The sequence below is a fragment of the Bradyrhizobium sp. CCBAU 45394 genome (genome assembly GCF_028128655.1).
GTDB lineage: Bacteria > Pseudomonadota > Alphaproteobacteria > Rhizobiales > Xanthobacteraceae > Bradyrhizobium > Bradyrhizobium diazoefficiens.
The window spans coordinates 13669-35148 of sequence record NZ_LBIX01000165.1 but is presented as its reverse complement, the minus strand read 5'-3'; the positions used below and the strand labels follow the sequence as shown (position 1 = coordinate 35148).

18 protein-coding genes are annotated in these 21480 nt (G+C 59.2%); 9 read left to right on the top strand and 9 right to left on the bottom strand.

Annotation, left to right across the window (positions count from 1 at the left end; all coding sequences use genetic code 11):
* Nucleotides 1–7: 7 nt before the first annotated feature.
* The 7 genes from queC to WN73_RS22335 are packed head-to-tail and all read right to left on the bottom strand — an operon-like array spanning nucleotide 8 to nucleotide 6306.
* A complete protein-coding gene (queC, locus tag WN73_RS22365) occupies nucleotides 8–715 on the bottom strand; it encodes a 7-cyano-7-deazaguanine synthase QueC (RefSeq protein WP_271554817.1) in 708 nt (235 codons plus the stop codon).
* Nucleotides 715–1089, bottom strand: a complete 375-nt coding sequence (locus WN73_RS22360; protein ID WP_229158514.1) for a 6-carboxytetrahydropterin synthase — start codon at nucleotides 1087–1089, stop codon at nucleotides 715–717. The genes queC and WN73_RS22360 overlap by 1 nt, the downstream gene beginning before the upstream one ends.
* Nucleotides 1086–1718, bottom strand: a complete 633-nt coding sequence (queE, locus tag WN73_RS22355) for a 7-carboxy-7-deazaguanine synthase (RefSeq protein ID WP_271554815.1) — start codon at nucleotides 1716–1718, stop codon at nucleotides 1086–1088. The genes WN73_RS22360 and queE overlap by 4 nt, the downstream gene beginning before the upstream one ends.
* A gap of 4 nt (nucleotides 1719–1722) precedes the next feature.
* Nucleotides 1723–2808, bottom strand: coding sequence for a DGQHR domain-containing protein DpdB (gene dbpB, locus WN73_RS22350; RefSeq protein WP_271554814.1), 1086 nt, complete (start codon nucleotides 2806–2808; stop codon nucleotides 1723–1725).
* Nucleotides 2805–4094 carry a tRNA-guanine transglycosylase DpdA gene (gene dpdA / locus WN73_RS22345; protein WP_271554812.1) on the bottom strand — a complete coding sequence of 430 codons (1290 nt, stop codon included), beginning with the start codon at nucleotides 4092–4094 and terminating at the stop codon, nucleotides 2805–2807. The genes dbpB (WN73_RS22350) and dpdA overlap by 4 nt, the downstream gene beginning before the upstream one ends.
* Nucleotides 4094–5233, bottom strand: coding sequence for a DGQHR domain-containing protein DpdB (gene dbpB, locus WN73_RS22340; RefSeq protein ID WP_271554810.1), 1140 nt, complete (start codon nucleotides 5231–5233; stop codon nucleotides 4094–4096). The genes dpdA and dbpB (WN73_RS22340) overlap by 1 nt, the downstream gene beginning before the upstream one ends.
* Nucleotides 5233–6306 (bottom strand): hypothetical protein, encoded by a 1074-nt coding sequence (locus WN73_RS22335; protein WP_271554809.1) that lies wholly within the window; start codon nucleotides 6304–6306, stop codon nucleotides 5233–5235. Before WN73_RS22335 ends, dbpB (WN73_RS22340) begins: the two co-directional genes overlap by 1 nt.
* A gap of 512 nt (nucleotides 6307–6818) precedes the next feature.
* Between WN73_RS22335 and WN73_RS22330 the strand changes: the two genes are divergently transcribed.
* Nucleotides 6819–7700, top strand: coding sequence for a hypothetical protein (locus WN73_RS22330; protein ID WP_271554808.1), 882 nt, complete (start codon nucleotides 6819–6821; stop codon nucleotides 7698–7700).
* 5 nt (nucleotides 7701–7705) lie between these two features.
* Nucleotides 7706–8446, top strand: coding sequence for an HAD family hydrolase (locus tag WN73_RS22325; RefSeq protein WP_271554807.1), 741 nt, complete (start codon nucleotides 7706–7708; stop codon nucleotides 8444–8446).
* Between the two features lie 351 nt (nucleotides 8447–8797).
* Here WN73_RS22325 and WN73_RS22320 read toward each other — a convergent pair whose 3' ends face one another.
* Both WN73_RS22320 and WN73_RS22315 read right to left on the bottom strand, forming a co-directional pair.
* The gene (locus WN73_RS22320) at nucleotides 8798–10018 is read right to left on the bottom strand and encodes a DGQHR domain-containing protein (RefSeq protein WP_271554806.1); all 1221 of its coding nucleotides are present in this window, start codon (nucleotides 10016–10018) and stop codon (nucleotides 8798–8800) included.
* The gene (locus tag WN73_RS22315; RefSeq protein ID WP_271554805.1) at nucleotides 10015–10821 is read right to left on the bottom strand and encodes an HNH endonuclease; all 807 of its coding nucleotides are present in this window, start codon (nucleotides 10819–10821) and stop codon (nucleotides 10015–10017) included. Before WN73_RS22315 ends, WN73_RS22320 begins: the two co-directional genes overlap by 4 nt.
* 866 nt (nucleotides 10822–11687) lie before the next feature.
* On the opposite strand from WN73_RS22315, the gene WN73_RS22310 reads away from it, so the two are divergent.
* The 7 genes from WN73_RS22310 to WN73_RS22280 all read left to right on the top strand — a co-directional run bounded on the left by WN73_RS22310 (nucleotide 11688) and on the right by WN73_RS22280 (nucleotide 21454).
* Nucleotides 11688–12659, top strand: coding sequence for a D-2-hydroxyacid dehydrogenase (locus tag WN73_RS22310; RefSeq protein WP_271554803.1), 972 nt, complete (start codon nucleotides 11688–11690; stop codon nucleotides 12657–12659).
* A 587-nt stretch (nucleotides 12660–13246) separates the two neighbouring features.
* On the top strand, nucleotides 13247–14854 hold the full coding sequence (locus WN73_RS22305; RefSeq protein WP_271554802.1) for a 3-hydroxyacyl-CoA dehydrogenase NAD-binding domain-containing protein: 1608 nt from the start codon (nucleotides 13247–13249) through the stop codon (nucleotides 14852–14854).
* 33 nt (nucleotides 14855–14887) lie between these two features.
* Entirely contained in the window at nucleotides 14888–16081 is a 1194-nt protein-coding gene (locus WN73_RS22300) for an acyl-CoA dehydrogenase family protein (RefSeq protein ID WP_271554800.1), read from the top strand.
* A gap of 42 nt (nucleotides 16082–16123) precedes the next feature.
* A complete protein-coding gene (locus tag WN73_RS22295; RefSeq protein ID WP_271554798.1) occupies nucleotides 16124–17284 on the top strand; it encodes an acyl-CoA dehydrogenase family protein in 1161 nt (386 codons plus the stop codon).
* Nucleotides 17285–17450: 166 nt separating this feature from the next.
* Entirely contained in the window at nucleotides 17451–19529 is a 2079-nt protein-coding gene (locus WN73_RS22290) for an acetate--CoA ligase family protein (RefSeq protein WP_271554796.1), read from the top strand.
* Nucleotides 19522–20304, top strand: coding sequence for a carnitinyl-CoA dehydratase (locus WN73_RS22285; protein WP_271554794.1), 783 nt, complete (start codon nucleotides 19522–19524; stop codon nucleotides 20302–20304). The genes WN73_RS22290 and WN73_RS22285 overlap by 8 nt, the downstream gene beginning before the upstream one ends.
* Nucleotides 20305–20494: 190 nt before the next feature.
* Nucleotides 20495–21454, top strand: a complete 960-nt coding sequence (locus tag WN73_RS22280; RefSeq protein WP_271554792.1) for a 3-hydroxyacyl-CoA dehydrogenase NAD-binding domain-containing protein — start codon at nucleotides 20495–20497, stop codon at nucleotides 21452–21454.
* The last annotated feature ends 26 nt before the right edge of the window (nucleotides 21455–21480 follow it).

Here is a 21480-nt window from a genome sequence, read left to right as displayed (position 1 = left end):
CGGGGTGCTAATCAACTGGTGACTCAGCAAACTCTGTAAATCCACGTTCTCGTAGCTTGCAGGCCGGGCATTCGCCGCATCCGCGTCCCCAGTCATGCACCGTCGCGATGTCTCCCTGATAGCAGGTCACGGTGCTTCTGCGAATGAGATCAACAAGGGGTGTTCCTCCCAATCGATGGGCAAGCATCCAAGTCTGCGCCTTGTTTATCCACATTAACGGCGTTTCGAGAACAAAGCGGCTTTCCATACCAAGGTTGAGCGCAACTTGCAGAGCTTTGACCGTGTCGTCGCGACAGTCCGGATAGCCGGAGAAGTCGGTTTCGCACACACCGGTCACAATATGCTTCAGTCCTCGTCGGTAGGCGACGGCCGCAGCCAATGTGAGGAACAAGATATTCCGGCCGGGAACAAAAGTGTTCGGCAGTCCGGATGCTTCCGCGATGATCTCGACGTCTCGCGTCAGTGCGGTCTCGCTGATCTCCCCGAGCACGGAAAGATCCAGAACGCGGTCGGTGCCAAGTTTTGCAGCCCAGGAGGGAAACATCGTTTCCAGTTCGTGGCGGAAATCGTCTCTTGCGTCTAGTTCGGTGCGATGGCGCTGGCGATAGTCGAATCCGATCGTCTCTACATGATCGAAGCGGTCGAGAGCCCAGGCCAGGCAAGTCGCAGAGTCCTGTCCCCCCGAAAAGAGCACCAAGGCAGTGTTGCCCGACATCAGGCGGCCTCCCGCTCGAACACGCTGCAGGCCCCGGCGTCGCTGTCCCGGCGGACGGTGACCCGCCAAAGGTTGGGACAAATGGGCTTCACCTTACGCCAGATCCAGGCGGCCAGATTTTCCATGGTGGCTGGCCCAAGATCATTGATCTCGTCCAGGAACCGGTGATCCAAGCCATTACGTGCTTCCTCGAGACTTTGCTCGAACAAAGACAGGTCCATCAGCATTCCCGTGCTCGCGTCCGGTTGTCCGCGCAGAACGACTTCGGCCCTATAGGAGTGTCCGTGGATCCTAAGGCTCGGCTCAACGTCGACCGTGCGATGCAGGGTGTGCGCCGAGTCGAAACGGAATTCCTTGCTAAGTTCGTAGATCATCTGATGCTCATGTATTTGTGCGTTTGGAGCGAGAGTTTCCACTTCGGTCGTTCGAGGCAGTAGGCGATCGCACTCGCCATGTTGAAGTCCCGATGAGGACCGTCCATCGGCTGCAGCAGGAAGTGCTCAAAAGCGAGATTTTCGAAAGAGGCGGGATCGACGTTCTCTTGCGGAAAGACGAGTTTGAGCTCGTTTCCGGACTTCTGAGCGAGGTTCGTGATGCCCTTCGGGCTCACGGTGATCCAATCGATGGGCGACTGCACTGGAAGCGTCCCGTTGGTCTCGATCGCGATCTCGAAATCGGCCCCGTGCAAAGCGGACACGAGAGCGTCGTCGACCTGGAGGAGTGGTTCTCCGCCCGTCAGAACCACGAAGCGCTTGCCGCCCACCCCGCCCCACATGCCCTCGACCGCGTCGGCCAGCGCGGCGGCCCCATCGAAGCGGCCGCCGCCCAGCCCGTCTGTTCCGACGAAGTCCGTATCGCAGAAGTTGCATGCGGCACTCGCCCGATCAGCTTCGCGCCCACTCCACAGGTTGCAGCCTGCAAACCGGCAGAACACCGCGGGCCGCCCCGCATGGCGTCCCTCGCCCTGGAGAGAATAGAACATCTCCTTGACGGCGTATCTCATGTCGTCACGCCGCCTTGACCGAACCCGCGAGGCGCCGTTTCAGCACCTGAGTGAGATACAGCGTAAGTTGACGCACGTCTGCCGGTACGTTTTGCAACCCGTTCCATCTGCGGCGCTCGCTGCCGAAGTCCCATTCGCCTGAACTCCACGCCGTCTTTCCTTTCAGTAGTTTCAGGCCGCGGGCGAATTCGTCGCGCGATTCTGCACCCGTCGCTCCGTTCAGAAAGTCCATCACGTAGCCCAGCGCGATGATGCCCGTGCCGTGCACGAGGCGCGACGTCTTGGGCGTCTTGCCGATCCAATCGTCGGCGAAGACATGCTGCACGGCATGATAGAATTCGCTCATCATGGTGACGCCATGTTTGAGCAGCATCTGATCCTCGCTGGCGTAGAGCCGCAGGGCGCCGTCGCTTAGCGAATTCATGATTACGCGCTGAAGAACGGTATCCCGGATCGAGCCCTTGGGATTGGTCTGCTGCTTGATCATGCCCTTTAGCGAGGAACCAGACCGATAGTTCAGCGCCTCCGTGACGAGAGCGGCTTGCGAACGACCGGACATGCGGGGCGGCAGATCGCCCACCTTCGGAAGAAGCTCGTAGACCAACGCCTTCGGTAAAGGACGGGTGTTGTTGACGAGAATGAATTGCTTCTGAAGCTCCTCTTCGGTTTCACAAAGAAAGCCGGATACGAGAACCTCAAAGTCGCGGCCGCGGAGTTCTAAGAGTGCAGTGAAGCGCTGCTGACCGTCCACGATCCAGCCCGGCGGTCCGTTGGCAGTGTCGACGACGAGTTCGCGACGACGATCGCCGGCGGATCCGCCTTTGAGCTTCGCATTTCCCATGAAGGCGACGACAATCGGATTGGGGAGAATGGCACTCGGCTTCTCCAGATAGTCGCGAATCTCCCGAATATGCCCGGCGATCTGAGGTCGCTGGAAGCCTTGAAGTGCACCGCCTTCATCGCGACCGGCGCGCTCGATACGCGCGATTTTGGATATTTCGTCGGCCTTCGCCACGAAGGTAAAAACCTTGACATTCGGACTCTGGATCGGCGCGAGGGCGTCGAAGTGCAGATATCTCTGTTTGGTCATGCGAGTTCCTCGCGGAATTGGTTCAGATGAGTGTGGAATACGTGGAGGTTGTGGATTCCGCGGCGTTTATTGCGGTTCGAAGTTCGGAAGATGACGGCCTCGACGCCTGCTTCGCGGCAAACGCGGCAATCACAGCCTTCCCAGGGCCGCTCGGAAAGCGTGCGTGCATAGACCTCGCGCTGCCGCAGGGCGGCCTGAGACCGGCTCGTCATAGACGGATCCGCATCCCAGTTGAGGGCTACCCAATAGTCCATCACCGCGTCGAGACATTCCTCGAGACCAGCCTTGCGCGCGGCGTAGTCGCGCACGCCTTCGAGCGCCGCGCTTTCCAGACGCCTGGCCACTTCCTGATTGAGGCTGCCTTCGCAGGCCTTCTGTTTGAGCTTGTTGTTCTCGGTGGCCTGCGGGATGCGTATCGCGGTGTAGTAGGAAAGCTCACCGGAAGAGTTGCGCACCCAGTAATTCTTCTTCGCATCCTTGAACGCACGCAGCAGCGGAGATGTGGTGTCGAAGCTGTTCACCTTGTTCCGCTCGAGGACCGCGAGCTCCTCGATCTTGCCGAAACCGAGCAGATGCAGACGGATGCGTGAGGGGATCGCGCTCCTCAAGGTGGAAAGAACCCGTTGGATCTGGTCGATCTTGAGGGGCACGGTGCCCCCGATCGCGAGATACCGATATCCCATTTTGACGAGGTTCATCGCGGCATCGGCCATGCTGTCCGCCGACCAGCCTTGGATGACACCCATCGGGGTAAAGTCCTTACCGATCTTCTTGGCTACCTTCAGAAACTCGACGGCGTTCTGCTGGGTGATCTCGAAGCGTCGCCGTACGTCGACCGGCACGTCACGGAAGCGGCGAACGAGGCCGACCTCGTCGAAATCGAAGATCACGTGGTCCGGAGAACAGCCGTGAGTAAAGCCGGCGTCTGCGTAGAACTCGGCGGTATCATCCGCGTGGTAGGGCGGCTCTGGAAGATTTCTGTAATTGAACGCTCCGCAGTCGCCCACCAGCATGCTGTCGGGAAACTTGGCGAGCGGATACCGCAGGAATTTTCTCGCCCCCTCACGCCGGAAGCGCATCATCTGGGCTTCCGAATATTTTCCGGGAAACGCTGCATCGCCCACAATCGCTCGCGAGATCAGAATTCCGTCGTACGGAGCCTTCTCCAGGAATTCGTGCGGGTATTGGTCGTCGCGATGTACCAGGCGGCCGAGGCCATTGCGGTCGGCAACGAAGTCGTACAGGGGATCGATGGTATCGATACTATCGGCAAATACGAAGCGCATCACGCCACCTTCGAGAATGCGTGAGCGTGATCGAGACGGACCAAATAGCCCGCCAGCATGCGGACATCCTTGCTGACATTCTGGAATTCATTCCAGTCGCGTTGAAGCTCATTCCAGCGACCCGACGTCCAGCGGCATTGCGGAGCGAGCCGCCCGAGCGCCTCGGCGGCATGTCGACGCAGATCCGCGCCGGGCGCCGCGCGAGACATCACACGATCCATCAGTATGCTCATGGCGGCGATGCCTGCAGAATGCATCAATCGGCTCTCGGTTGCAGGCCGTCCCCAGGCGTTAGGGAATACGTCTCGCACCGCGCACCAAAATCCGACCAGGAGACGGAACATAGCATCGACATCCGCCGGCGTGCCGCCGGATGCCTTATAAGGCGCCAAGGCGCCAAGGGCGCCGTTGATGCTATTGCGGATCGCTTTGACCAGAGTGGTGTCTGTTACCACGGCTTCGGATGACTCTTCGGATATGCGCTTGATCAAACCCTTGAACGGCGAGTTGTGCGAAGTCTGCAGCAAATGCACCAGTTCGCTCGGGATCTTTCGCGCCGACAGGTCGCGCGGAAACACGACGTCCAGTTCCGGCAGCAGTTCGTTAATAAGTCGAGGATCGAGCGGTCTCGCCTTGTTCACCAGAATGAACTGTTCGCGATGCACCGACAGTTCTTCCGAGACGAAGGCTACGACCGGCACCGGAAAGGCTTTGTTCTGGGCCTGAGACAGCGCAATCGAGCGCTGCTGACCATCGACGATCCAGGCGCATTTGGCGCCATCGCGCGGCATCGGAATTCGAAGCGTACCTGACTCGCAAATCCGGGTGTCGCCGTCTGGACGCTCGCCACGGGATTGGACGAAGCGCGCCGACGGCGCTATGGCCAGGATGATCGCGTTCGGAAAGAGGACCGGGCCCTGATCCAGAAAATCTGTGATGGCCTGCACGTGGCTCCTAATTCCCCTGCGCTGAAAGCCGTGTAATGAACCCTCGCTGTCGCGGTGCACGCGGCTGATCTCCGCGATCTTCAGCAGGTCCGCGCCCGCCATGAAGAAGGCATAGACCGGTTTGTCGGCTTGCCGGGTTCTAACCGCGCGGACCGCGAGCACTGGATCGTCACTCTTCTTCGGGCGGGTCATCACATCCCCTTCTTTGCGGCGGCGATGCGGTATAGTCGCCCGAACCGGGATTGCTCGCAGGCAACCCCCTCCTCATGCCGGAGAGCAGCCAGCATCCGCGCGGCACCGGACTGCATCCGCAACCGTCTCTTGATGACGGCAACAATCTCCTCGTCCGTCAATCGCGGACGCTGGACCTGGGGCGGCGCCTTCAGACTCTTGAGCGAGGATCTCACGGCTGCGAAGTCGTCCTCGCGCCCCTTGCTCGGTTTTATCGCTACCGACCTGACGAAATGGAGCATGGCTCGCTGGGCGAAATCCGTACGCGTGCCGGGAAAGATTGCGTTGAGGCGCTCGTCATAGGGAACGATGGCCGCGTGCAAATTTGCCGGCAATGCGGCCTCAAGCGAAATGCCGAAAATTCTGAGCCTTTCGAGCATTCTCCGTGGCGCGTTGGCGAGACTGGCCCCGACCATCTCCGCGTAGGGTCGTGAAAGCGCCATGAGAATGCGCCCGGACTTCCCACTAGCGACATCACTCCACGCATCGGAATGAACGCTCGTCAAAAGGCTCGAAAACCAGTCGGCGGGATCGAAGTCTCCGAGGATCTTTCGAAGAACTGACTGTTCATGCCGCGGCGAAATCGTCAATCCATACGCGGGTATCGGCCGAGAGCCCGGCACGATGCCAAGGCCCGCCGAAAGAATGTAGAAGCGCGCGGCCGAGAGATTAGCGGCTTCTTTAGCGAGACCGAATGCGCGACCGGCGTAAAAACTGTCTGCCGCCCCGCACCTAGGGAGGCCGTCGACCTTGGTGATCCATTGTGAAGCGACGGTCGACTGATTTCCGTGGGACAGTGAAGACGGGGTCGCAGCGTGGGTCGGTTTCGCTGACTTGCGATGGGAGCAGGTTGTGATCACGACGCCGTTAGGTATTATGGAACCTTTGCTTTCCGAGCGGTATTTTGCCCTTTTCTGCATGAATAACTGTGCCCCCGCCAAGCCCTTGAATGCACGGTTTCGAATGAAAGACGAAACCGGCGAACCCTTGCGGCACAGGATACAAGCGTCGAACCGCCGCAGGATTCGCAACATATTGTCTTCGTGGCAACTTAGCTAGCCCGTCATCTTAGAAATTGCAAACTGCGATTTGCGGAAGGAGGAAGTGATCAACTGCAAAAAGAAGGGGCGCAGTTATTGGCAAAATCGCGCACTACCATCGATGCGATCGGCTGCTTTTCTGCGGCAGACCGGCTCATGCCGCCGGTCAACCCAACCGGAACTATCCGGTGGCGAACCTTTCGCAAGCCATCGCCCGGAACCGGTCGAAGGGCCAGTCGCGGGGCGCTACGTTTCGAAACGCGGCCGATGCGGTTGCCGCATGCCGCGCCCGCAGACTCGAGGTGGCAAACGCACTGCGAACGAGCTTTTTCAGCTTGAGGGGCCCTGCACAAACATGCCGACACGCTACTGCCGAGATGGGCGAAGCAGGTGAAACGAAATGAATTTTAAGTTGCTGGGGCTTCGACGTGTGCTGGTTGCGAAGCCCCGGATCGCACCGATATACCCTTTTTGGCGGTTCGATAGTCTCAAGAAGCGGCAAAACGATGATCGGCAAGGGTACGCCCCCGAGCGCGGCCAACCGGGATGCGGCATTCGACGAGTTGATACGCAAGCTCGAGGCGTGGAAGATTCCACCTAAGGCGTTGGACCGGATCCACGATGGCGCAAAAGCCAGCTTGACCGAGGTAAAGGCCCTCACCGAATATGAAGACGGCAAGGTATCTCGACTGCTGACGATCATTGCGTTCTTGAGCGCCGTGGTGGGAGCAGTCTTCACCCGCTTCGCGACCGACTATCCTTGGCCGGGGTTTCAGGCGCCTGCCACGAATTGCTTATCGGCCCTGACCATCGCGGCATATCTAGCGTTCTTTGCATATGTTCTTTTGGTGACAGCTTCCGTGCTGTTCATCCTGGGTGCGGTGAAGCCGCAGTTCAACGTTCCGAAGAGTTGGTCGAACCTCGCCCGTGAAGGTCTTCCACCGTCGATGCTGTTCTACGAACGCATCCTGGATGTCACTGCTCCGAACTGGGGGGAAGCCTTTATCAAGCTGGGGACGGACGATGGGGATAATCTCAAGGCTTACTATGCCCGGTGCTATATCGCGGAAAGTTATCTTGTCGCCGGAAAAGTAGCCGAGAAGCTGCGGGTTCTAAGCCCCGGAGTTGGCGCCCTGCGCATTGCAATGGGCATCCTGCTGTTGTTCTTTTTCTTGTTCGGCGCAAACGTAATGTTCGTCGGCTCGCCACAAGCTGTCAGCGGACCGCGAGCTTCGGCGGCAGCGATTTCGGAGCCGGCCGCGTCACCCCAGACGTCGGCGGCGGTATCCGCCGCGCGGCCAACGCCAGCTTCGGCACCGCCGGATACGCCGGCCATGCCGTCCAAACCTCCGGCCGAGCAGGCCGCCCCACCAACTCTACAAAAGTGAGCCTCGTGGCAAACCGCGCTCATCTCTTTACCGATGCGGATAACACGCTTTGGGATACCGATGCGGTGTTTGCGGCTGCTCAACTGGAGATGTTGCGCGAAATGGAACGGCGCACGGGCCACAACGCGCCAGACGACGAAAATCGAGGGCTCGCCTTCCTGCGTACCGTCGATCAACGAATCGCTGCGGTTCATCCGGATCATCTACGATATCCTCCGGGTCTGTTGGCGCAAGGCTTGGCCCTGGTGCTTGCGGGAAAAGATATCGCGGAGGTGGTGGAACATGTCACTCGCCCCGGTGCCAAGATCGCCGGGGAATTCGAGCAGGTGCAAGCCCAATTTCTCGAATTAGTGAAGCGGATACCGCCTCTTCGGGAGGGAGTGCGAGCGGGCCTGCAGACCATTTCGGCAGCTCATGTTCCTATAACCATCGTGACGGAGGAGCGACCCGAGCGATGTCGATCGCTGCTCGCCGAGCATGGACTCGATAGCCTGATTACTGAGGTGATTTCGGTGCGCAAGAGCGTCGAGGTTTACCTCGACCTCAAGCGAAAAGCTGGATGTGAGCGGTGTTTCATGGTCGGTGACCAGCTTGACCGCGACGTGCAGGCGGCTGCGGCGGCCGGGTTTTTGGCGTTCTATTATCCCGGCGGCTTTGAGCCTTATTGGGTCACGGGAATTGACACCAGCAGCGCACGGCGGATTGCTCGCTTCGACGAGATTGTTGCTGAGGTCGTCGCGAACTGAACCCTGAGGAGGAGGTCGTAGAGTTCGTTCAACGGGCGAGCCTGTTTAACAACCGCCGCTCGCTCGCCAGCCGCAGATCACAGGCGAGCTAGCATCGTGCCGTTGAGCGAGTAAATTATGATCCGTAATCTTCGCAATCCGCGGAATCCTCGCCCCGATAAAGTCCCAAGAACTCACTCTTATCGAGGCTACAGGCAAGTACTAGAAGACTCGAAACTTCGGCCGTCGCTTGATCCGGAGAGGCGAGGGTACGGCCTCAGCACGTTGGCCCGCTGTGCGACGTCCAGATGTGGGCGCTTGTCTTGTACGAAAAAGAGCAGCCGGTGGGCCCGGCCTCTCTCGCATCTTGTCCTACGCCCGCTTCTTCGTTGCCTTCTTGGCTTTCTTCTTAGAGGGGTGTGGCCGATCATATTGTTCTGTTAGGTCGCCGGGATCAACGAGTGCGACACGGTCGTACCACGGACGGCCATAGCGCGCATTCGAGTCTATTGTTTTCAATGCTTCCAGCAAAACGTCGCGGCCTGCGCCGGTGTCGAGTTCTTTCTGCTGCCATTCGACCGTCCAGAACTCGAGTGGAATGCGCTTGAGCACACGGTCGACAGATATCGCAAAAATCTCCTCGTTGGCGAAGTCCAGCGGCTGATCGGCCATCCTTTGTGCAGCCTCAAGACTGTCCAGAACATAGATCGTCAGGACGATGATGGAGACTTTTTGCAATAAATGGCTGGGCTTTTCCGCGGTGTTCGCCCGCCAGGCGGGGCCGAATCGCTCCTTTATGCGCATCCAGATCGCGAGAAAGAAGTCGCGCTCCAGGTCTTCGATACCCAGCAACGTCGCTCTGTCCCTTGTCTCCGCCAAGGCACTCTCAATAGCGTTCGGGGCGATATATCCATGCTTGTTGGTCGGCCAGTCCAAAAGCCCTTTGAACGGTGGGATGCTATCTACGAACGTGTAGTCTTCAAATTTCGCATCTTTCATCCCCAACGTGACGCCCGCGCTCTGCACCAGCCGATCGTTCAGCGTGTCCTTATCGAACGCGAGATTGAGTGCCCTGATGTGATCTCTGGAAACGCGCGTCGCGCTATTGTTGATCACGACAAACTGGAATGCGCGTTCGGCATCATCTCCGCCGATGAATGCGATCACGTTCAGTTGAAGCATGGCGCTGTGCTTTGCAACGCCAAAGGCGCGGTGCTGGCCATCAATGATGAGGCCCGGCTTGTCTGAGCCCTTCAGTGAAATGACGAGTGTGCCGCATTGTCCGCGATCCTTCTTGTCTGCACTCCCGCTGAAGCTGACTGCGTCAGCATCGAGAGCGACGACAACAGCGGTCGGGATCGTATTACGTGGGTCTGCGTCGAGAAACTTCGCTACCTTCTTAACCTTGAGGTCTCGAAGAGGGCGCTGCGCTCCGGTGCGGTTGTCTGGCTTTAGCCGATCAACATCAGCCCATTCGATGATCTCAGCCGCTGGCGCGTGAAACATAATGAACTTCGGGGAGTTCTTTGTCCCCCGTTGCGAATAGCTTAGAGCGTAATAGTCAAACGTCTTGGCTTTTGACGGACTCTTCATCCGGCTTTCCTCACTTCATCGAATAATTCGAAATAGACCCGATGCCGACGATCTTTGATGTCGAGATTGGGAAACAGCGGAGCAAGCCGCAGGGCCGCTTCCTTCAGCGAACAACGACCACCCCTGCGCCCTCCGGAGGCTTCCAGCATCAGCTTGGCCATCGCCAATGATATGCGTAGTTGGACGTCCGGATTGATCTTCGGGTCATGTCGGTAGTCGGTGGACTGTACCGGCCCCCAAGCCCAAGTTATCGAATTCGCGCGTTTGGTGTTGCAATCCTGGCAGGCAGCGATGAGGTTTGCCTCAATCGACTCGCCGCCCAGGCTCAAAGGCCACAGGTGCTCCACGGTCGATCTGGAATGCTGTGGCCCAGCCTTCGTCAGCTTGATTCCACATAGGTAGCATCTTGTGGTCCCGTCCGAGGTCCCGTCTTTGATATCCTTGGCGACAGCAGGGGGAGCGGCTTTCGCCTCGAAGCTAACTGTTGCAGTCTGCTTGAGCAATTCACAGAAGCGGCGATCCGACGAGAGGCTGCGTGGTACGTAGTCACGCTTACCGAGTTGTCGGCCGTATTCTGCGGGCGCGAGATGGCCGATCTCCGGCTGCAGATAGACCGCCGCCCGCATGCACCTGATGAATGTTTCAATAGTTGCATGTAGCTTCGCAAACTCCTGGAACGATCGCTCGTTCACCAAAAAGTCCAGCGTTGTGCCGAAGGATGCATCGACGATCACATGGCGACCGAGGGCTCCGTAGATATGTAAAAATGCGCGCTCGCCGTAAGTCGTAGGCCGCCAGAGCATTGACTTTGCACCTTTTCGAAGCGGCCGGTTGAGCTTTGCATGATCTCAGGCCCCCAACATTATTGGCTCAAGATGTGCGGTACCCCGGGCCGACAGACTTGTACGTGATACAAGCAGGAGTAGTAAAGCGGGATCGACCGTGAAATGCGCTGATCCTTAATTGCCTCACCCGGCCTTTGGCCCGCCTGGCGCGAGTGGTTCATGCTGGCATGGAGCGCGGGTCCTGCTTTGCTGGCCGCGCGGATTCAGGCGGCGCAGTCGAGCCTTGCCCGCTCATGCATTCTGGCTTGATGGGGAAGCAGCAGAATGAGAGTGGTCGGCATGGAAGAGCAAAGCGCCGTGATGAACACACGACCGTTGCCCTTCCATCGCTCGGGTTCAACTGATTTCGATGGCTGGACAGGCGACGTTTTCCCGGCACCGCAGACAGCGGTAACTCCTTTATCCTCAAAGCGTACACCTAGTGCGCTGGATGTCGTGCGCTGCTCATCTGACGCGCCGGCATGGCCTTGGCGTGCTTGGTGACGGAGCCCGTGGCTATCTGGAAATGGACGCGACTGGGCTTAAGGCTCTTGTTCGCGTTAGCTTACCGCCTGAGGCGATAAAAGCTTCATCTTCTGCCGACAATACGCAGAATTTCGGCATGTAACCGACCACATTGGTCGATTTCCGATCCCTCAGCAGAATACAACCTTTCCCGCAAAATGATCGCTGAGCTCGGGTCGGGAACACGTCGGGCTTCTATCGACAGGAGAAGGTGCATTGATTTCCGAGGTGTTCATCACCTGTGCCGTTGAGGGAAGCACAGCGCGCGCTGGTGCTCAAAAATCGTTTCGGTTTATTCGCGCAACAAGGACGAGCCGGTGATGACATCCTCCACATTTTCCGCCAGCGATACGGTCACTGTCTTGGTGCATGGTTCCGAGGTCGCTCGCCTCGCCCGTGAACGCTTTCCCGGGGTGCACGTGTTGAGTGCCAAAGATACTGCGTCGCTCGAAGCCCAAGTCGCCGATGCGGATGTCATTGTGGGCTCCGGAATCGATTTTCCTCCCCAGGTCTTGGACAAGGCCCGTCGGCTACGCTGGTTCCAGTCGACCTCCGCAGGCATCGACGCGATCTTGCCGACTTGCAACCGTATCCGCGATCTCATGGTCACCAATGCCCGGGGCGTCCATGGTGAATCCATCGCGGATTTTGTAATGACGGGCATTGGCATGATGCACTGGGACTTCCCGCGGTTCATGCGGGAGCAGTCTCGCAAGGAATGGCACACGCGACCGGTGCCGCCGATTTCGCAGAAGACGCTCGGCGTGGTCGGGCTGGGCTCGATCGGGGCCACCATCGCCCGCCGCGGCAAAGGCGCGGGGATGACAGTTCTCGGCACGAAGCGCGATGTGAGCACGCCGGTGGACGGCGTCGACAGGCTCCTCCCGCCCGACGGCCTTGCAGAACTCTTGCAACTCTCCGACTTCGTTGTGCTTGCCGTTCCCCTCGTTCCCGAAACGACCCGGCTAATCCGCCGTGAGCAGCTTCGTCTTATGCGGCGCAGTGCCTTTCTAGTTAATATTGCTCGCGGGTCAGTCGTTGCGGAGAGCGAGCTTGTGGAGGAACTGCAAGCGGGGACCATAGCAGGTGCCCTTCTCGACGTATTTGAGCAAGAACCGCTCCCGGCCGACAGTCCGCTCTGGACAATGCCTAATGTCCTCGTCGCTCCCCACGTTTCAGGGTATCCGAGCGACTACTCCGCGCGCCTGTTCGAGATCTTCGCCGCTAACCTGCAGCGGTTCATCGATAAGAAGCCCTTGCATAATGTGATCGACCTGACGCGAGGGTACTGACTATCGAGATTCAAGGCGAGTGCTCGCTGTGCATCTCGCTGTTTGATCAGGCTGCGGCCTGATTTCAGAGTTCTCGCGTGGGCGTTCCTCCCACCACTTGCGGGCCATTCCTTCCGGAGTGGCCCTTTTTTTGAGCGCTCTCAATGCTGCCGGATCCAAAGCCGCTAGGCTTCATCGATTGATAGCGATGGTGCTTCGATAAATACGCGCGAATTGTCGAGAGAGAGTTTGCCGACTTGCTCGCGTTGGCTCTGTCCTCGGCATCGGCGATCCTCTCTGTTCTCAATGGGCGCTCCGCTGGCATTGCCAATGCGGAGGGTGCAATCCGGCTTTTCGCGTTGATTAAATGGACGCCCGCTGCAGTACCTGATGAGCATCCGTTCCTGCGCGCAGCGGTGTAAGGCTCTCAGGACATTCTTCTCGTTGCGGCGATCGTCCCGGCTTATGTGGCTTCCTTGCGTCAATGTTGAGTTCGACGTGAGAAAAACTTCATCCGGTGCCGACGATGCGCAGAATTTCTGCTTCGCGACTGATTATATCGGCCAAATCCCGATCAAGGAGGAAAGTACAAGTTCAGGAGATAAAATTTGTCGCTGCCCGTGTTTGAACAGGGATGTTTTTCAGCGACCGTACTGGGTGGGAATGATCTCGGAGGTGTTCATCACCTGCGCGGTTACGGGGAGTGGGACTGCGGTAGAGCGGAACCCGCATGGACCGGTGAGGTGAAGGTCATGTCTAAGAGGTGGCTGCGAACAGTCGGGCTGTTGGGGGGCGGAGTGATTGGCGGCGGCTGGGCCGCCCGGTTTGTTCTTAACGGGGTGGACGTGCGGCTGCATGACCCCGCGCCTGGTGCAATAGAGGGCGTGCAGCAGCAGTTGGCCAATGCGCGGCGCGCATATCGGCGATTGACGCGACTCGCGCTGCCGCCGGAGGGGCGTCTGTCGGTTGCGACGTCAGTTGCGGACGCGGTTCAGGGCGTCGAACTCGTGCAGGAGTCGGCGCCGGAGCGGCTGGATCTCAAGCAGCAGCTGCTCGCGGCCGCCAGTCGAGCGGCCGCGCCGGAGACGCTGATCTGCTCATCCACGTCAGGGCTACGCCCATCCCTGCTGCAGGTTGAGATGGATCGGCCGGAGCGCTTTCTTGTCGCGCACCCCTTCAACCCAGTCTACATGCTGCCGCTGGTCGAACTTTGCGGTGGAGAGAGGACGGCACCCGAGGCGCTGGAGCGGGCGGCGGAGATCTACCGGGGACTCGGAATGCACCCGCTCGTGGTGCGCAAAGAGGTGGACGGCTTCATCGCAAACCGGCTCCAAGAGGCAATGTGGCGCGAGGCGCTCTGGTTGGTGCACGATAACCTGGCGACAGTGCAGGAGGTCGATGACGCCATCCGCTACTCCTTCGGGCTGCGCCGGGCGATCATGGGACCCTTCCGCATTGCCGGTGGGGGAGACGGCATGCGCCGCTTCATGCAGCAATGGGGGCCGATGCTAAAGTGGCCGTGGTCGAAGCTCACCGAGGTGCCAGAGCTCACGGATGCTTTCCTCGACAAGCTCGCCCAGCAAGCAGACGACCGAGGCGAGAAGCTTGGTAGCCTCGAGATCGAACAGAACCGCGACGACTGCTACGTAGCCCTTCTGCAAGGACTCCGTTCACAAGGCTATGGTGCAGGCGAGACGGTTGCGCTTTGGGAGCAGGGGCTGCGTGAGGCCAACTTCCAGATCGACGACGGCTGCGGACCACTGCGGATGCCGCCAGCCCAAATGCCCTCTGACTGGCTCGACAGCAACGGACACGTCAATGAGAGTCGTTACCTCCAGCTCTTCAGTGAAGCCACCGGCACCCTGGAACGTTATGTCGGCATAGACAGCGAGTACCGGTCAAGGTGCGGTGCTTTCTACACGGTCGAGACCCACCTATTCCACCTCGGAGAGTTGCACGCCGGCGACCGTGCCCAGGTTCTCACGCAGGTGCTCGGTGCCCAGGACAAGCGCCTTCATGTCTTTCACGTTCTCACCCGTGAAGCGGACCAGAAGCCGGTCGCGATGTCGGAGCAGATGCTAATTCATGTCGACGCAAGCAGCCGGCGTAGCGCGCCCGTGCGGGGCGAGGTTCGCGAGCGATTGCTAGAGCTTGCCGAGCGGCACGCCAAGTTGCCTCGTCCCGAGCGCGTAGGCGCCAGCATCCGGCAGCGCTGAGATTGAAGCCAGATTTCCAACCGAAAGAAATCGATGGATATCGCGTTCACGGAAGAAGAGCGGGCTTTCCGCGAAGAAGTACGACAGCTCTTGCGTGACAGCATGCCGCCGGAGTTGCGGCGCAAATTGGCTGAAGGGCGAAAGCTGTCAAAGGACGACAAGGCCGCCGGAGTGCGCGTCCTCTACAAGAAGGGCGTCCCCACCTGGCCAAAGGAGTGCGGGGGGACGGGCTGGACCCCGGTGCAATATTACATTTTCACGGAGGAGGTGCGGGCGTTTCCCGCGTGGACACAGTTTGGCTACGGCGAGTCTCTCGTCGGCCCCGTAATCTACACCTTCGGCAATGAGGCCCAGAAGAAGTACTACCTGCCGCGTATCGCCAACGCTGAGGATTGGTGGTGCCAAGGCTTCTCAGAACCAGGCGCCGGCTCCGACCTCGCCTCGCTCAGAACGCGGGCCGTACGTGACGGCGACCACTATATCGTCAACGGTCAGAAGACCTGGACGACCTGGGCGCAATACGCTGATTGGATCTTCTGCTTGGTGAGGACAAATCCCGAAGCGAAGAAACAGCAGGGTATCTCTTTCCTCCTGGTCGATGTGAAGACACCTGGTGTTACGGTGCGCCCAATCGAATTGATCAGCGGTGGTCACGAAGTCAACGAGATCTTCTTCGACAACGTTCGTGTTCCGGTCGAGAATTTGGTCGGCGAAGAGAACAAGGGCTGGGACTACGCTAAGTTCCTTCTCGCCAATGAACGGTTTTCGGACGCTGGCGTAACCTCTTCCAAGGAAAGCATCGGTCGCATCAAGGACCTTGCCGCACGGTCCTGCGTCGGCGGGGAGCCATTAATAGACCACGCCTGGTTTCGCGAAAAGATCGCCGCCGTCGAGATCCAGCTGAAGGCGCTCGAAATGACGCAGCTTCGGGTGTTAGCGAACGCCTCGAGGCAGCAGAAGAGTGCGCAGGATCCCGCAAGCTCCATCCTAAAGCTCAAGGGCGCCGAAATCGAGCAGGACATTGCGGAGTTGCTGATGGATGTCGCCGGTCCTTACGCCCTTCCTTATCTTTCAGAAGAACAACTCGAAGGTAACGAGCCGCCGATCGGCCCCGATTGGGCTGCGACGACCGCGCCCGGCTATTTCTACAGCCGCGCGGCATCAATCTATTCGGGGTCGAGAGAAATCCAGAAGAATATCATCGCAAGAGCAATCCTCGGCCTGTGATGGGAGATCGGCCAGGCGCCCTCATTCAGGAGAATTTCTATCGTGAACTTTGATCTCTCCGAGGAACAACAACTCCTCAAAAATAGCGTGGAACGCCTGTTGGCCGACAGCTATGGCTTTGAGAAGCGTCGCATCTATCAGGCTGACGCAAGAGGCTATAGCGACGAAATGTGGGCGCGGTACGCAGAAATCGGGCTGCTCGCATTGCCATTTCCGGAAAATCATGGTGGCTTCGGTGGCGGCGCCGTCGAGACCATGATTGCGATGGAGGCATTCGGGAAGTCGCTGATCCTCGAGCCATACTTCGCGACGGTTGTCCTGGTCGGGGGCCTGCTTCGGCTCGGGGCAAGCGAAGCACAGAAAGCCGAACTGATCCCCGGTATCGCGGAAGGCCGATTGAAGTGCGCCTTCGGCTACGCCGAGCCGCAGTCGCGCTACGATCTTTTTGACGTCGAGACGCATGCGAGGAAAAAAGACGGCGACCAATGGATACTAAACGGAAGCAAGTGCCTCGTCCTCCACGGCGATACTGCCGATAAGATCGTCGTCTCTGCGCGCACCTCCAGAGATGCACGCGAGAGGAACGGGATCGGTCTCTTCATTGTCGATGCCGACGCGCCAGGCCTTAGCCGCCGCGGCTATCGGACACAGGATGGTCTGCGTGCGGCCGAAATCACCCTTGAGAATGTAAGCGTCAAGAATGTTGACGTCATTGGCGATCCAGAAGGCGCGTTTCCAATCATCTCCCGGATAGCGGACGAGGCGGTCGCAGCGCTCTGCGCGGAAGCTGTCGGCTGTTTTGAAACAATGCAGCAGATCACGCTCGACTACCTCAAAACGCGCGAGCAGTTCGGTAAGAAGATCGGTAGCTTCCAGGTGCTGCAGCATCGTGCGGTCGACATGTTTGTCGATTTGGAGCAGTCGCGCTCGATGGCCATGTATGCCACAATGATGGTGGGCGAGGACAACGTCATCGAGCGCGAGCGTGCCATTTCCGCGGCAAAGGTCCAGATCGGCCGATCCGCGAAGGCAATCGGCCATCAATCGATCCAGCTCCATGGCGGCATTGGAATGACCATGGAGTACAGCATCGGCCACTATTTCAAGCATGTGACCATGCTCGACTTGCTATTTGGCGATGCCGACCATCATCTGAAGCGACTTGCTGGCCTTGGAGGGCTCATCAACGGCCAAGTCAAGTGAGGAAAAACTCCAGTCGAATTCGAATGTCATGTTTAGCACTTCGGTCTGCGTCATCACGCCGTCCGGTCGGGCGGCCTGCACCGCTCCGCATCGAGCACAATTGGGCGGAGGACCGAAAATGCCTCTATCTCATTTCGCTGGCGATGCTGAGCAAAGGGGCTGATCAATGAGCAAGCTTGAGCGTCTTCTGCGGCCCAAATCGGTCGCCGTGTTCGGCGGTAAGCAGGCAGCAACTGTCGTCACGCAATCGATCAAGATGGGTTTCGCCGGAGAGATCTGGCCAGTCCACCCCACCAAGGACGAGGTTGCCGGTAGGAAAGCCTATCGTTCCGTGGCGGAGCTACCCGGCTCGCCGGATGCTGCTTGGGTCGGCGTCAACCGGCACCTCAGCATAGAGGTGATCAGGGCGCTGGCTGAGCGTAATGCCGGAGGTGTTGTCTGCTTTGCCGCTGGTTTCCTCGAGACCAAAGCCGACGATAAAGACGGCGAGAGACTGCAGGCCGAATTGGTCGCCGCCGCCGGCGAAATGCCGATCATCGGTCCCAACTGCTACGGCTTGATCAATTACACCGACGGCGCGCTTCTATGGCCGGACCAGCATGGCGGAATCCGACTTGCCGAGGGTGGACGTGGCGTGGCCATCATCACCCAATCCTCCAGCATCGCCATCAGCATGACGATGCAAAAGCGCGGTTTGCCTATTGCGTTTCTGATGACTGCTGGAAATCAGGCGCAGACCGGCCTTTCTGAAATTGCGCAGGGCCTCATCGAAGATACGCGCGTAACCGCGCTCGGCTTGCACATCGAAGGCTTCGACTCAGTGGCCGGTTTCGAAAGACTGGCGGCACGGGCGCGAGAGTTAAGAAAGCCTATTATCGCCATGAAGGCCGGCCGTTCGGAGCAGGCTCGACTGGCGACAATTTCGCACACGGCTTCGATTGCTGGTTCCGACGCCGCATCCGGTGCGTTCCTGAAGCGGCTCGGAATCGCCAGGGTGGATTCCCTTCCCACTTTTATTGAGTCGCTGAAACTGTTGCACGTTACCGGGCCCTTGTCGGGATATCGCCTCTCGTCAATGAGCTATTCGGGTGGCGAAGCGTCAATAATGGCCGACACAGCGGAAGGTCGCTTGGTGCGTTTCCCTGGCCTCACTGAGGAGCACCGCGCACGGGTTCGATCAACACTCAGTCCCCTGGTGGCGGTGGCCAACCCTCTCGACTACAACACGTTCACGTGGAACAACGAGCCGGCGTTGACCGCGACCTTTACCGCAATGGTGTCGGGCGGTTTCGATCTGAACATGGCGGTGCTCGACTTCCAGCGTCCCGACCGCTGTTCGAACGCTGGTCCCTATTGGACGATCGTGCGCGCATTCGAAGCTGCGCTGAAGACAAACAAGGCGAAGGGAGCAATCGTCACGTCGCTGCACGAGAACATGCCTGAAGACTATGCCACAGAACTGATGGCGCGGGGCGTCACACCGTTGTTCGGCGTTCCGGAAGCGTTGGATGCCGCCCAAGCGGCCGCATTCATTGGCTCCGCTTGGCGTGAGCCAGAGGCCCGACCGGTCAACACTGTAGGGTCGGGCACACGCGCAGTCGGCCGTATTACGCTTGATGAAGCAGAGGCGAAGGCGCGGCTGATCGAGGCCGGGCTGCCAGTGCCCAAAGGCATGCGCGCCGGTAGTGCGGCCGAGGCGGTGACCGCATCCCAGGCGATCGGCTTCCCAGTCGCTCTGAAGGCGCTTGGCGTCAGCCACAAATCTGAGGTTGGGGCGGTACGGCTCAACCTCAGGGACGCTGAAAGCATCAACAGCGCGGCACGCGATCTGCTGCCTCTCGCCAGTGAGCTCTATGTTGAGCGCATGGTGCGCGATGGTGTCGCCGAACTCATCGTCGGATTCACTCGCGATCCAATCTTCGGCGCGGTGATGACGTTGGGCTCAGGCGGCGTGTTGGTCGAGCTTTTGCGCGATAGTGCGACGCTGATGCTGCCGGCAACACACAGTGACATTGATGCAGCGTTGCGCCGCCTTAAGCTTTACCCTTTGCTCGAAGGATACCGTGGGCGGCCCAAGGCCGACGTGACAGCGGCGATCGAGGCCATAGCGGACATCGCTGCCTTCGTGCAGCAGAATGCCCAGATCGAGGAACTCGACATCAACCCGCTGATCGTTTGTGCCGAAGGCAAGGGCGCCTGGATCGCTGATGCGTTGCTCGTATACGGAGAAAACAAGAATGTCTGATGCGATCAGGACCCATCGCGAAGGCGCAATTCTCGAAGTCACCCTGGACCGGCCCAAGGCTAACGCCATCAATCCCAAGACCTCGCGGTTGATGGGCGAAACCTTCAAGGCGTTCCGCGACGATCCAGAGTTGCGTGTTGCCGTTCTCAAGACCGCCGGTGACAAATTCTTTTGCGCCGGGATGGACCTCAAGGCGAGAGCGGAGGGCGAGACGGCCGATGGTGACTGGGGCATCGGCGGATTCGGCGGAGTGCAGGAACTGCGCGGCCTCAACAAACCTGTAATCGCCTGCGTCAGCGGTATGGCGGTTGGCGGCGGCTTCGAGTTGGCGCTTTCCTGCGACTTGATCTACGCCTCCGATCATTCCTCCTTTGCGCTGCCGGAGATCCGTGCGGGAACCTTGGCGGATGCGGCATCGGTCAGGCTGCCGAAACGCATGCCCTATCACATTGCAATGGAGCTTCTCTTCACTGGGCGCTGGATGGATGTTGCTGAGGCGCATCGCTGGGGTCTGGTGAACGAAGTGCTGCCCAACGATAAACTCGAGGAACGGGTGTGGGAGGTCGCACGCCTACTCGCTAACGGCCCGCCGTTGGTCTTTGCCGCTATCAAGGAAACGGCGCGCATATCTGAAGCGCTCTCGTTTCAAGACGCCATGAACCGGTTGACACGCCGTCAGCTTGCGACTGTCGACGTACTCTATGGGTCGGAGGACAGCCTTGAAGGTGCTCGGGCCTTTGCCGAAAAGCGCACCCCTGTTTGGAAGGGTAGATAGCGCGGGGCCGACGACCGCAATGGTTTGAAGCCAGATTTAGTCACGTAAAAGTCCAACGGAGTTCATCCGTCAGCGCGGCCCAATCGAGGCATAAGCCAACAGGGTCTACGTAAACTCCCGATGCGAGAGAAGGGATCAATCAAATGACAATTTATCAGTTTGGCAAGCGCAACCGAGACGAGGCAAAACTATGAGCGCTTTTCGTGGGCCAGACCGGATTCGCCGTGTCGCGTGCATTGGCACGGGAATCATTGGCGGCGGGTTTGTCGCGCACTTTCTGGCGCGTGGGCTCGACGTGGTCGTTTGGGATCCGGCGCCAGATGCAAAGGATCGCCTCGATGAACTCCTCAAGACGGCTTGGCCGACCCAGGAGCGCCTCGGAGCGCGTGCCGGGGATCGCGGCAGTCTGACCTGGGCGAAGACAGCGGCCGAGGCTGTCACTGCCGCAGATTTCGTGCAAGAGAGTGCTCCCGAACGGCTGGAGTTAAAGCGAAAACTCTATGCCGAGATCGAACCGCTGGTGCCGGCCGATGCGGTCATCGCTACGTCCACCTCCGGGTTCACTATTGCCGAACTACAGGCAGAAGGCTCACGATCGCCGCGGGTCGTCATCGGCCACCCGTTTAACCCCCCTTATCTGATCCCGCTGGTTGAGGTGGCCGGTGCAGCCCACACCAGCACGGAGGCACTCGCCGCTGCGGAGGCGTTTTATCAGTCGATCGGGAAAGTCGTCATTCGAATGGATCACGAAATTCCCGGCTTCATCGCCAACCATCTGCAGGCGGCGCTGGAACGGGAGGCAATGCACCTGGTTGCTGAGGGCCACGCAACGCCCCAGCAGATCGATGCCGCAGTGGTGCATGGTCTCGCCCCACGTTGGAGCGCAATTGGCCCCTGTATGGTGCGCAACATGGGAAATCCCGCCGGTATCGGCGCTTATTTCGAGCGCTTTTATCAGGGGAGCGAACCGTCTCTCTCTCACCTGAAACCTCCAGAGTTCACGCCTGAATTCATCCGGGCGATGGTAGAGGGGAGCCGCGCCATGTCCGCCGACCGTAGCAGAACCGAACTTGCGGCGGCCCGCGACAGGATGGTGGTCGAGATTCTCCTAGCGCAGCGCCGCGCGGGACTATCGAACCACGGGGTCTGAACCGATCACAGGCAACGATGTGCGCT